The 12,570-nt window shown below is 46.9% G+C and carries 13 protein-coding genes; 9 read left to right on the forward strand and 4 right to left on the reverse strand.

Annotated features, from left to right (window positions below; translation table 11 throughout):
• Positions 1 to 206 precede the first annotated feature (206 nt).
• Entirely contained in the window at positions 207 to 554 is a 348-nt protein-coding gene (locus tag RIM23_RS13560) for a hypothetical protein (RefSeq protein WP_446367778.1), read from the forward strand.
• Between the two features lie 147 nt (positions 555 to 701).
• Here the strand turns inward: RIM23_RS13560 and RIM23_RS13565 are convergent, their stop codons facing one another.
• From RIM23_RS13565 to RIM23_RS13580, 4 genes are all read right to left on the reverse strand, one after another.
• Positions 702 to 914 (reverse strand): hypothetical protein, encoded by a 213-nt coding sequence (locus tag RIM23_RS13565; protein ID WP_446367779.1) that lies wholly within the window; start codon positions 912 to 914, stop codon positions 702 to 704.
• 33 nt (positions 915 to 947) lie between these two features.
• Positions 948 to 1,199: a hypothetical protein gene (locus RIM23_RS13570; protein ID WP_446367780.1), complete on the reverse strand. Its 252-nt coding sequence runs from the start codon at positions 1,197 to 1,199 to the stop codon at positions 948 to 950.
• Between the two features lie 134 nt (positions 1,200 to 1,333).
• Positions 1,334 to 2,050: a biliverdin-producing heme oxygenase gene (locus tag RIM23_RS13575; RefSeq protein ID WP_446367781.1), complete on the reverse strand. Its 717-nt coding sequence runs from the start codon at positions 2,048 to 2,050 to the stop codon at positions 1,334 to 1,336.
• Positions 2,051 to 2,363: 313 nt separating this feature from the next.
• A complete protein-coding gene (locus RIM23_RS13580) occupies positions 2,364 to 3,605 on the reverse strand; it encodes a vWA domain-containing protein (protein ID WP_446367782.1) in 1,242 nt (413 codons plus the stop codon).
• 197 nt (positions 3,606 to 3,802) lie between these two features.
• On the opposite strand from RIM23_RS13580, the gene RIM23_RS13585 reads away from it, so the two are divergent.
• The 8 genes from RIM23_RS13585 (at position 3,803) to RIM23_RS13620 (ending at position 12,427) form a co-directional block, all read left to right on the forward strand.
• Positions 3,803 to 4,459: an ATP-dependent Clp protease proteolytic subunit gene (locus tag RIM23_RS13585; protein WP_446367783.1), complete on the forward strand. Its 657-nt coding sequence runs from the start codon at positions 3,803 to 3,805 to the stop codon at positions 4,457 to 4,459.
• A gap of 220 nt (positions 4,460 to 4,679) precedes the next feature.
• A complete protein-coding gene (locus RIM23_RS13590; RefSeq protein ID WP_446367784.1) occupies positions 4,680 to 5,276 on the forward strand; it encodes an ATP-dependent Clp protease proteolytic subunit in 597 nt (198 codons plus the stop codon).
• Between the two features lie 65 nt (positions 5,277 to 5,341).
• Positions 5,342 to 5,923 carry a J domain-containing protein gene (locus RIM23_RS13595; RefSeq protein WP_446367850.1) on the forward strand — a complete coding sequence of 194 codons (582 nt, stop codon included), beginning with the start codon at positions 5,342 to 5,344 and terminating at the stop codon, positions 5,921 to 5,923.
• A gap of 569 nt (positions 5,924 to 6,492) precedes the next feature.
• Positions 6,493 to 6,777, forward strand: coding sequence for a hypothetical protein (locus RIM23_RS13600; RefSeq protein ID WP_446367785.1), 285 nt, complete (start codon positions 6,493 to 6,495; stop codon positions 6,775 to 6,777).
• A gap of 394 nt (positions 6,778 to 7,171) precedes the next feature.
• Positions 7,172 to 7,981: a P pilus assembly protein, chaperone PapD gene (locus RIM23_RS13605; protein ID WP_446367786.1), complete on the forward strand. Its 810-nt coding sequence runs from the start codon at positions 7,172 to 7,174 to the stop codon at positions 7,979 to 7,981.
• Between the two features lie 536 nt (positions 7,982 to 8,517).
• A complete protein-coding gene (locus RIM23_RS13610) occupies positions 8,518 to 10,938 on the forward strand; it encodes a carboxypeptidase-like regulatory domain-containing protein (RefSeq protein ID WP_446367787.1) in 2,421 nt (806 codons plus the stop codon).
• Positions 10,939 to 11,016: 78 nt separating this feature from the next.
• Positions 11,017 to 11,604, forward strand: coding sequence for a hypothetical protein (locus tag RIM23_RS13615; RefSeq protein ID WP_446367788.1), 588 nt, complete (start codon positions 11,017 to 11,019; stop codon positions 11,602 to 11,604).
• Positions 11,537 to 12,427: a CHAT domain-containing protein gene (locus RIM23_RS13620; protein ID WP_446367789.1), complete on the forward strand. Its 891-nt coding sequence runs from the start codon at positions 11,537 to 11,539 to the stop codon at positions 12,425 to 12,427. The genes RIM23_RS13615 and RIM23_RS13620 overlap by 68 nt, the downstream gene beginning before the upstream one ends.
• The last annotated feature ends 143 nt before the right edge of the window (positions 12,428 to 12,570 follow it).

Consider the following 12,570-nt stretch of genomic DNA (forward strand, 5'->3'; position numbering starts at 1 on the left):
CTTCAGCATCTTGGATATTTTCTGCTATAACTCCCGGCAGGTTTAGGAGCTTAGTCATTTCTCTTTTTATCCTTGCCATTTTTATCTTATTATTTTAAGGTTTATTTTAATAGTTTAGCACACTAAGTACGGAAGACCCAAATTTTCCCGAACTTTATTTTACTATTCTCATTGAAAAAGATTTCCTAACCATATTCATTACTAACATGCTAACGCCAGCAATCATTGCTGTCTTGCTATTCTTCATCCAGAGTATCGTTAACCGCCTGAGTCCCCTAGAGACAATTGAGGTAACAGGAGCGTTTCTGTTTATTGTGATTCTTGATCAGATTAATCTGAGACAAAATCTTCTTGCCGCCGGTCTTTTGTACATTGATTATTTTTACTTTGCGTTGTATCTATTGATTTTGCTGGTGGCAATTAATGCACGTTTGTGCTCCTCGCGGCTTAGTCTTCCGGCTTTTGAGTATAAAGATAGCCTAATTCCCAAACTGCTTTATTGGCCCAATCTTTTGGGGTTCCTCTTGATAGTTACTCTGCTGGTCTTTTTTTAGGGGTTGCTGAATACGTCTTGTGGTGAGGGTAGGGAACAGGGAACGGGGAATAGGGAACAGTCGAAAATGTCCTAACCTTTATGGCGACAGCTAAGTACCTAGGCATAAATTCTCTCCGCTGTACTAAGAAAGTTCCCTGCAATAATCTTAATAAGGTGTTCCATTCGGGTAAAGCAGTTTAATCCGCTTTTGACGAAGCTGTTCTTCTTCTTTGTGAAGTTCTACTAATTGCTCCACTACTTCAGACGTCACCCCTAACAGTTCAGCCATTTGAGAGATTTTATCCAGTTCCGGTTCGTTCAACTCACCGTCTGCTGCTGAAGCTTTAATCGCTTGATAAACAACATCTCTTTGTACCAAGTTTTTTATTCGCTCAGAAGAATTCGCAAGCAGCTACGCCAGATCATCATTCGCTTCGTAAACTTCCAGTTCTTTCAGCACAGATTCGGGAGTTCCCAGAGCGCTGAAATAGCTAATTTGCTCGTCTCGTTCGGCTGGAGCGAGTGTGCCATCTCCCTTAGCACAAATAAGTGCAGCTTTGCCAACGGATTGAAAATCCTCACCGTTTGGAAAGCTGGTAAAGCCGTACATCTGGTTAAAGAGCCAGAGGTTACCTTTTCTTTGATAATCTGTAGTCGTTGTCATTGTTTTCTCCTCGGAATATTCCAGGCGTTAGATTAGGATTTTGAAAGTCTATCATGTTAATGCGGAACAAATCATCCTACTTCAATTAAGAAGATAGGATAACTTGTGCCGCCTCGCTCAGTATTACAGCGAGTTTATTCCGCCGTAGCCAGTTCTGTGCTACCACCACTCCGACGACGGGTTAGGGTGTTGAAGAGCATTTGACCAATGGCTTTAATCAGGTTACCTTCTAATTCCTGGAACAGATTCATATTCATGCCAAATGCCGCATTCGCCTCATCAACAATTCGTTCGGCGGTGGCGTCATCAATGGGGAGTTCATCCAAGGCTTGGCGATAGTTGGCTTTGAATGCCTTTTCGTCAGGAATCTCTTGAAACTCGTAAAAGGCTGTACCTTCACCCTCGGATAAATTCATCGCCCGTTGAGCAATCTTTTTCAGGATTTGCCCCCCGGATAAATCTCCCAGGTAGCGCGTGTAGCACTGGGCAATTAATAGTTCGGGTTCAGAGGCGGATACGTCGCGAATTCGTTGCACGTAGTCTTTCCCGGCGGCTGAAGGCGCTATTTGGTCGCGCCAATTTGCGCCGTAGTAGTAGTATAAGTCTTGCTCTAAACTTTTCTGGCGATTGAGTTGGGGAAAGTAGATTTTCGAGAGAACCGGATGTTGGCGATGGCGCTCCATTTCTTCTTCCATCGCACAATAGACGAAGTAGAGATTAACGACAAGTTTTCGGTACGAGTTCTTTTCTACGACGCCTTTCAAAAAGCATTTGACAAATCCCACGTTTTCTGCCATGCTGTGGGCTTTTTTGGTTCCCTCACGTAACTGGGTGGCTAGATTGGTACTCATGTTAAATTTCCTATCCCTAAGGTTAACGACTTGTGTATTTTTACGTCCAAAACGTATCAAAACTGTCCCAAATGCTTAGGGTAAACTGATATGATGAGAATTAATATTAAGAATTGTAAAATTGTTGACTCAAGTCTTACCCATAGGCAATAGCTTGAAGAGGCGGGTAAGGAATAGTAGGCAGGGTGTGGGGTGTGGGGTGTCGGGCGTGGGAAGAAAAAGCAGACACCCTGAACCTTAAAGGCTTTATGCCTTATGCCTTATACCTTATGCCTTGTCCCTGCCAAAAAGGAGTATTAACCAGGATTTAGGATCAATCCTGCAAGATTGTCTTAGACACAATCCGAGTTTTCTTGCGATCGGCTTCTGAGAGTTCTTCCCCAGATTGTAAACGAGTGGCGTTGGTTTGGAGGACAGTAGCTGCACTTTGATCTCCCATTTGGATCGCAGTATTGGCAGCCGTTTGTAACATTGTGGCAGCGCCAGCCCGATCGCCTTTTTGCAGTTTGGCTTCGGCTATTTGAGTTTGCCTGTATTTGGCTAATGCCAGAATTGATTTTTGGACTTTCGTGTTGGGAGCCGGTTGATAGGTACTCTGAACGTTAATCTCCACCGGGATCTGTTCCGACTTTAATCCCTCTTCCCCCGTAGCGGGGTCATCATAAAGCACTTGTAGCTTCGCGATCGCCTGATACCCCACAGAAAGTTGCCCCAAATACAGGTTCGCCAGAATCACCCGTTCCGCATCCGTCATCAAATCTCCCAAGCGGACGACAAATTGATCGCCTTGGGGTTGCAGAGGCAGTTCAATCGTATCCGGCGCGACTTGGGCAATGGGTTTTAATTCGGCAAACCGCACTTTGGGCATTAATTCAAATAACAAGTAAGCATTGGTCAATCCGACGGCTTGGATGCGGTTAAACAAGCGTCCAAACTCCTGCACGGCTTGCTCTGGCTGTTCAATATAACAAAGCGCACCACTCCCAGCATCGGCAATTTTTTCCAGAACATCTTGGTTCCAATTCGCCCCAAATCCTAGGGTATTGATCGTCAGCTTGTGTTCCACCGCCAGTTGGGCTAATTTCAAGCAGCGTTTATTGTCTCCATGCTCATTTTCGCCATCCGTCAGCAGAAACACCTGAGACACGGCTTCGGCTTTCCCTTTTGCCACTTCTTCAATACCCAGTTTCAACCCCTGATCAATGGCAGTTCCCCCATCAGCAGTCAGTTGCCGGATTTGGGATTTCATCGTTTCTGTATTGTCGATCGCTTGATTGGGCACCAGCACTTTGGCACGGTGATCAAAGGCAATCACAGATATGCGATCGCCCTGTTTGAGTCGTTCAATCAGTTGAATCGCCGCTTTTTTCACTGTTTCTAGGGGACGCCCATGCATCGAGCCACTGTGGTCTAGAATTAAGCATAAATTCAAGGGTAGCGACTGATCCAGTGATTGGCTGATTGCCCGAATCGCGATCGATAACTGACGCTGGGAACTGGGTTGATTGGCATCAAGATTGATATCGCTGAGGGCAGGGTGTAAACCAACTTTCATTGTCTAAAACTCCTAAGCCAGTAAAAAGAGGTAACTATAGTAACTTTCCTGCAATACATAAGTACTAGTCTAGAGCCAGGGTCGCTCATGGCACACCCCAAATCGCCATCGATGAAAAGAACTACCCCAGGCAACTTCACGACTCACGCTACTATGTTTTAAAGATAGCGCCATTATTGCATTCCCAAGTACCGTAGATGAAACAACCGATTCAGGCAGTTCAATCAACCTACTATGGTCGGCAAAACTACCGAACCCCGCCACCCGATTTACCTTCACTGCTCCTCAACGAGCGAATTGTCTATCTGGGTTTGCCCTTGGTACCACAAGTCACCGAACTGATTGTGGCAGAACTTTTGTATTTGCAGTACGACGATCCCGACAAGCCGATTAAAATTTACATCAACTCTACGGGAACCTCCCGTTACGATGGTGAACCGATTGGCTTTGAGACGGAAGCCTTTGCCATCTGTGACACGATGAATTACATTCAACCCCCCATCCATACCATTTGTATTGGTTCGGCAATGGGGATGGCGGCGATGCTACTGTCGGCGGGGACAAAAGGCTCTCGGGCAAGCTTACCCAATGCCTCTATTGTGCTGCACCAACCCAAGAGCTATGCACGGGGTCAAGCCACGGATATCCAGATTCGAGCCAAGGAAGTGCTAGCCAACAAAAAGACCATGATGGATATTTTTGCCAAAAATACGGGTCAATCTGCCCAAAAGATTGCCAAGGATATGGAGCGGATGTTGTACCTGACCCCCTATGAGGCAAAAGAGTATGGCTTGATTGATCGTGTGTTAGAGAGCGATGAGGTTCCGGCTGCGATAGCCGGCAGTGCGTCTTAATCCTTAATCTGGTACTCAACGGTGAGTATTTGTGGTTCGGCTTCGGGAAAACATCTAGATTAATGTCTAAACCCTTGCCTACAAAAAAGACGCGCCATGGCACGTCTGAAAAAAGTTGATCGGGGCGGGTTTAGTCGCATCTGGGTGAGAGAAGAAACGATAGTTGTGAAAAGAGCCCCTACAGACCATTAAAAACGTTTTCTAGAATTCGGAGCAAATTATGCCTATTGGCGTCCCCAAAGTTCCTTATCAACTTCCCGGTTCGGCTTATACCGATTGGATTGATATCTACAATCGTCTGTACCGAGAACGGATTATTTTTCTGGGTAAAGAAGTCGATGATGAGATTACTAACCAGATCATCGCGGTGATGCTTTACCTGGATTCGGAAGACAACAACAAAGATATTTATCTGTACATCAATTCTCCCGGTGGTTCAGTTACTGCAGGCATGGCGATTTATGACACCATGCAGCATATTAAGTCGGATGTAGTCACCATCTGTGTCGGTTTAGCGGCGTCGATGGGTTCCTTCCTGCTGACGGCTGGGAAAAAGGGGAAACGGTTAGCGTTACCTCATTCGCGGATCATGATTCACCAACCCTCTGGGGGGGTGCGTGGACAAGCGACGGATATTGAGATTGAAGCCAGGGAGATTTTGCGAATCCGGCGTCAACTAAACCAAATCTACGCCGACAAGACGGGTCAAACGGTTGAGAAGATTGAAAAAGATATCGATCGCGACTTTTTCATGTCCGCTCAAGAGGCGAAGGAGTACGGATTGATTGACCGTGTGATTGAGGAAAGAGCAGGATAAGATAGACGAATCGGTAGGGCAGTTCTAAAATACTGCCTCTACCCCTATCAGTGCTTGTTCTGGAAATGAATCTGGCGGATTGTTATCGATTGTTGGGTTTAAGTGATGGAGCCTCTCGATCTGAGATTAAGGCATCGTATCGGCGTTTGGCACGCCACTGTCATCCCGATGTCAATGTCGGCGATCAATTGGCTCAAACCAAGTTTATTGAGTTGACACAGGCGTATAAGCTGCTGCTGAATGTGGTTAAACCGTTGGGAACAACTCACTCGGCTGAGGATTCCCAGACGGTTACAGTGACAAAGAAGCCGCCAACCAAACCGCCGACTATTCCCCCTCTGTCGGAGATTGAATATCAGCTCAAATGGACGTCCTACGAGCGCTTACAGCAGTTGCTCAAAGAACAACGATTTGCCCGTGCGATCGCGCTGGTGGAGGGGTTGGCGCAGCGGATTCCCCACGATCCAGAGGTGCGTCAGTGGCAAGCGATTACCTATCAATGTTGGGGACGGTATTTGGTTAAGGATGGACAATTAAATAAAGCCAGAATTTATTTGAAAAAAGCCCTGAAGACTGACCCCCATAACCGTTCCCTGTGGGCGGAAGTTGAACGAGATTTTCGTCGTATGGAACAGATGGTTTATTGATGCTCACAAACAGTTACAGATTTTTTTGGGTTTTGGGTGCGATCGCTCCTTTTTTTTGGTATACTTTTATCATGGGAAAATGTGCTGACCTATAGACTCGATACTCATCACTTCAAACCTCAACCCTACTCAGAGCGATCGCATTACCCAATGGTCAATAATTCTCCTTTTGGGGCGAGCCGCTGGCACAAAGGAACAAGTCTAAAAACAGGGCGGGCGCGAGTCACATTGAGATGCAACCGAAAAGATAGTCGTAAAACCCGCCCCTACAGAGGATCGGGTCGCCCTTTACTCAATTTCCTGTGTCAAAATGTGTTTCTTATGAGTTATAGGTTTTCCTTGAGATGCTTCCAAATCAGACTATTCCCCCCTTTTTAAGAAGGGCTAGGGGGGATCTCTTATTGAGTCACGGTTTAACCTTAAGTTGACACTAATGACGCGACCTGCGCCCACAGACGTGCGCCCGCCCAATAATTAATTAGGCGCCCGATTAACAAGGTATACCGGACGACAGTGAACCCGATTGTTATTTGTCCCCAGTCTGGAAAGATTGCGAGAGTTAAAAGAAATTGACGAATTATTATCCAGAGTTCCCCCCTCCTCCAGGTCCGTTCCCCCCAGGTTCAGATGCTTTTTTAGATGCACGGGCAAGAGTTCCAGGTGCACAAACATTCTATAACGGTCCGGCTGACGGTGGTGGCGGTAGTTCTAGTCCATCCATGCCCATTTTTCCTTTGAGTCCTAACCCTGGCGAACCCCTTCGACAAACCGTGGAAGTGGATTTGGGCGTTGATGGTGGATTTTTTGAAGCTGGAATTTATCAGTATGCTGTCACTTTAACAATTGTTCCATAGGAGGTTTGTAGTAAGGGCTTTAGCCCTGATCAAATTCCGCGAGAAGACCCCAATGATACCCGAATCAGGGTTAGTTGGGGAAGATGCTAATTTCTCATTTTAAAACAGGGCGAGTCGAGTTGATTAATCAGTTGTCCCGTTTACCTTAGTGCAGCGACTCGCCCCTACCCCCTACCTGACTTTTCACGTTATGTGGCGCCTCTGTAGGGGCTCACTTTCACCACTATCTTTTCGGTTGCACCCAGATTTTACTAAACCCGCCCCGACGTTGCATGCAACGTCTCTACAACTTTTTAGTTGCACAAGAGATGTGACTCGCACCCGCCCCGAATCAGGTTTCTAGACTTCCCGTGAAAAGTTAGATCCCCTACCCCTACCCTTCCCTGATACGGCTATGACTTTAGGTTTTAATTCCGTCTTGCCAACCGTGACTCGCCTCAGTCGCTGGGCATTATCTGCGGCTTTACTCTATGCAGGTGCGACGCAAGCCCAGATGAGTGTGTCACCCTTAGTGATTGAAGCCCAAGCCAATCGGGGTCAAGCTCAGGCAATTATTAATGTTACCAATACCAGTAATCAACCGTTTCGGGGGCGAATTTACGCGGAACCTTTTACCTATGGCGATAATGGGTTTCAACTCTTGGACTCTAGCCCCAGCGATTTAACCCCTTACCTGCAATTTTCACCTAGAGAATTAACTGTACCACCGGGAGTGCAGCGACGCATCCGTTTAATTACTCGCTTTCCCCCCAGTTTACCAGACGGGGAATATCGAGCGGTTGTTTTTACGGAAACGCTTCAGGAAACAACGGATAGTGGTGGTAATTCTGTCGCTTTAACCGCACGAATTGGCACAACGGTTTATGTACGTCAGGGAGATTTATCACCAAGTTTGGCAGTGGAGAGTGCTAGTTGGAATTCTGAACAAGACCAAATTCAAGTATTGGTTGAAAATACTGGAATGGCATCAGCTAGAGCATCGGTGAGTTGGACTCTGCAGCAGGGAGATACGGTGGTGGAGACGGGGAGTTTGAAACCAACGGGGATTGTGGCTGAGAGTCAGCGTCAGTTTTTATTGAATTATCCTGATGAAGGGCAATTAGCGGCGGGTCAATATCAGATCACGGGTGAGTTGATCTGGGCTGAAGATGATGAGCGACGTACACAACCGTTTGGTGTTGATTTGATGATTCCTACACGGTAAATAAGGCGCGATCGCGTGGTTGAGCCGATTGGTTCTGAAGTTTTGGCTGGTGGGCAGTGCCTACGGTATATCTTGTGGTGTCGAGAGGTTGATCTTTTTTAACGCAGAGGAGCGCAGAGGTTGGCGCAGAGGAACGCAGAGGGTACGTGGGGTTTGAGTCGGGGAGGCGATGGGCTTTGTTTTTGCTGTTTATTTGGGTTTGTTCGCTATACCAGGAGAAGGGGGTTATGTCAAAAATAATCTGTGTTTTTTACAAAAATATATGCATCCAAGTGGTGCGGGTTTTGAGGGGGATTGAGGCTAAGTTGGATTTATTTTGATGCTATTTCAATGGTTTTGGGGAATGATGTCCAGGATTGGAAGAAATTTGGACAGACTTCCCCAGATGTTTAATTCTACCAAATCGCTGGATTGACGTAAATCCGTTAGTAGTTGAGAATTATTCTCACTGTTTTTGGGGCGGTTAAGTTCTGTAAATTAACAAAAATCTGATTGAAGTTGGGTGGGGGGAAAAGTTTTCGTTATCATCAGCCGTCATGGATACCGTACAGGAAGAATGTCGGCAATATTTGATTGGGGTGAGACAGCTAAAATGGTGGATTAGGGTTTTTTGGGCGCAAGCCTTGCGCCCCTACGTGATATATTCTTTTGGGTGGCAAATCCCGATCGCGCTGGGTCTGATTGTAGGAATAGCGGCTAAAGCTTTTTCTCAAAGCAATTCCAGTCTTGCTCCGCATTTAATCGGTCAAACACAGAGGGAGGATTCAGTCACTCCGGTTATCGAAATTTCCGATAACTTTACGGTTTTTCCGGTGGGAGTGAATGTCGGTGGGCGCCCGGTGATTTTTAGTGTTTTGGTGCGGGGACAAGAAGATGGTAGCCAAGCGGTTGAGTTTGAGAATTGGTTGATTCCTTACGATGCGGTGGTTCAGGCGTTGAAGCTGGAGGTGACACCTTTACCGGATGGACAATTAGACGTGCGATCGCCTGGATTGATTACTCGCCTCAATCCCCAGGAGTTACGGAATGATCCGGAGTTGGGGTTGGTTTTGTCGATTCAAGAGGTGGAAACGTTACTCGGTGTTCCCGCAGAATTTGATATTAATGAGTATGCGATTATCCTGAATCCACCTTGGTTGGGACAAAAAACCGGGGGGATTGCGGCGACAGAAACCCCAGTTCAACTGGAAGGTTTACCCCGAATCGCCCCGACAGATTTTACTCTAACGGCGATTGAGGAACGGATTACGGCGACAGGATCAGAGTCAGTGTCGGGTTTGGGTGAGTCTTCGTCCCTACGGTATCGGGGAGAATTAGCGGCGGTGGGAACATTACTATCGGGAAGTTGGTATGTCAGGGTGAATCAACCGGATTTGTTAGACTCGCCGAGTTGGAGTCTCACAGAAGCCCAGTATTTGCGACAAACCGATGGGGCGGATTATGTGGTGGGTTCTCAGCCGACGTTTTGGCGGAGTCAGGGAAGGGGGAATTATTGGGGCGTAACCACGATTCAACGACAAGGATTTACACCTCCGGTGACGTTTGGTGGGGGTGGATTTAGTCCAGGACAACGGTTGCAAGCGTCGCAGGTGGGGCGAACTATTGTGGGTGAAGCGGAACCTGGGACGTTGGTACGGCTGACGCAAGGATTTAGCGATCGCGTTTTGGCTGAAGTTCTCGTGGATTCTTCGGGTGTTTATCGGTTTGAGGAGGTGCCGATTGAGGGGCAAAGGTTAGGGAATTATCGCATTTTATTATATCCCCAAGGACGCCTTTCTGCTCAACCGGAGGTGCGGGAGGCGACGTTTTCTACGGTACCGGGACAAATTCCTGATGGGGCTTCAGCGATGATTGTTTCGGCGGGTTTTTCCCATCAACTACCTGGATTGAACCGTCAAAATTTTGTGGGAGAATGGCAAGATTTTCAGGGAGGAATTGCCCAACGTTGGGGTGTATCGGAAGCGTTGACTGTAGGTGTGGGTGGGATTTATGAGGAAAGCGCGAGGGGATTGGCTGATGTGTTTTTTCTCCCCAAAGGGATACCATTGGAATTGGCGGCGTCGGTGTTGAGTCCAGATCAAGAGGGGGATTGGGATATTAATGCTAATGTGCGTTATGAACCGACGTCTAATATTAGTTTACAATTCAATAGCGATCGCTTCTCCCAACGGCTTAACCTGAATTGGCGTGTGTTTCCCCGTTTAACGGTGTTGGGAACCTATAATAGTCGCGAGGGTACGGCGGTGGGGATGCAAACCGGGTTTAGTCGTCGTGGTTTTTTTACCTTTGCCCGGGCGACAATTGATGACCAAAATCGCTGGCGCTGGAATGCGACGCAACGGTTAGGATTTTTACAACTGAATCATCAGGGGAATGAGTTGGGGTTTCGGTCTGAGTTGAATTATAATCTATCGCGGCGTTTTCTGGGTGATGGTTATTCTGCACTGCTGAGTTATGAAACCCGCAACCTCCAGCGCCGGGATAATTTAGCCACAATTGGCTGGCGTTATCGATCCAAGGCGCGATCGCCAGATGGGAGTTATCTGTGGGAAACTCAGTTGGGCTATGGGTTGGGTTCTCAGGGTTCCGGATGGATTGCCCAGCTACAGACTACGATTATACCGGGTTTGCTTTTGCGTGGGCGTTATGATGGGGTATCCTTAACCTCGAATGAAGCCAATTATAGCCTAGAATTGGTGGCGAGTTTAAATGTACAGGAAGGGGTAGTTACAGATACCGCCGGAAATCCCGTTGCTGGGGCGAGGGTAGAAGCGATTAGCGCCGATGGCGAACAACGAGAATTTTCAGTCACGAATAGTGCAGGCGTCTATTATCTGGAACGGTTATCACCCGGAACATTTACATTACGAATCAATCAGGAACCCGCCCAACCGGGGACAATCACCCTGGATGAGGATGCAGAACCCTTTCAGGAGTTAAATCTGCGATCGCCCTAACCCACTCTGGGAACTGAAAACTGGCATAAATTTCACCAATCATTTAGATATGCTCTATAATATAAAGCTTCGTAAAATGTGTTTAACATTAGCACGTTAACGCTGCAAGCGGGCAAAAGTATCACGATTAATAATAATGTGGTAATTAACTTAGCGGGGGGCAACTTTAGCGCCACAATTAATGATGAAAATGCAGTAGCAGCCCAGCGAGATTCAGGAGTTGCCCAATTTGTGATGAATTCAGAGTCGCAAATTTTGACGGATGGGGGTAATATTTCGATAAAACCGGGAAGCTTTGGCGGTGAAGTTATAGGAACAGTACAGCTTAATGGTGGAACTCTTAATTCTGGGACAGGTACGATTGATATTACCGGCAGAGGAAGTCTTGACGGTGCAACAAAAACGGGGATTTTTCTGAGTAATGGTGCGGTTGTGGAATCAACAGGAACAGGCGCGATTACTTTAGAGGGAACAGGTGGCGCTGGAACAAATGCGACTCGCGGTATCGAGATACAAAATTCTAGAACAACTTTTACAAACTACGAACGAACTACGAGTACAACTCACCGATGCATTTCGCCGCCGGGGGAATGGTTATTTGCAACCCGCGCAACAACTTTATCAGTGGTTAATTGCACCGATTGCATCGGAACTGGAAGCGGCTGAAATTGATACGTTACTCTTTTCCATGGATGCGGGATTGCGGACGATACCTATGCCCGTCTTGCATGATGGTGAACAGTTTTTGATTGAAAACTACAGCCTCAGCATGATTCCCACATTCAGTCTGATGAATAGTAATTATCAGCCGATGACAAATCCGCAAATCTTGGCGATGGGGGCATCAGAATTTACGGAACTTAATCCGTTACCGGCTGTTCCGGTAGAGTTATCAACGATTGCCCAGGAAGTGGGTGGTCAAGTCTTTCTTAATCAGCAGTTTACATTAGAAAATTTAATTCAAGAACGCCAGCGTTATCCTTACGAAATTATTCACTTAGGAACTCATGCCGATTTTAAATCTGGGGGACAGAGTAATTCCTATGTGCAGTTGTGGAATGAAAAGCTAACCTTAGCGCAAATGCAACAAATGAATTGGGATAATCCGCCTGTGGAGTTATTAGTCTTATCGGCTTGTCGCACGGCGGTGGGAGACAACCAAGCGGAGTTAGGCTTTGCCGGATTAGCTGTGGCGTCGGGTGTGAAGACGGCTTTAGGTAGTGTATGGCAGGTGAGTGACCAAGGCACATTAGCCTTAATGACTGAATTTTATAACCAACTGGGTGAGACTCAAATTAAGGCAGAGGCGCTACGAGAAGCCCAGTTATCAATGTTGCGGGGAAATGTGGTGATTGAAGGGGGACAATTGCGCGGGAGTGGAACAGGGGGTGGGGTATTATTACCGCCACAATTGGCTGAGTTGGGACAAGTTGATTTATCCCATCCTTATTATTGGTCGGGATTTATGATGATTGGTAGTCCGTGGTAAGTCATTTGTCAGGCTATCGGTCTAAGGCGGGACATTTTGGTGAGGAAAGGGAACAGGGAACAGTCATTCTAAGAACTCCCTTTTGATAAGGCGATTAAAATCGCAACTACACAAACTTTCGTCCGCCTGCGCGGACTTTTGCG

This window comes from Coleofasciculus sp. G3-WIS-01 (genome assembly GCF_040223135.1).
In the GTDB taxonomy this organism is placed as follows: Bacteria; Cyanobacteriota; Cyanobacteriia; order Cyanobacteriales; family Coleofasciculaceae; genus Coleofasciculus.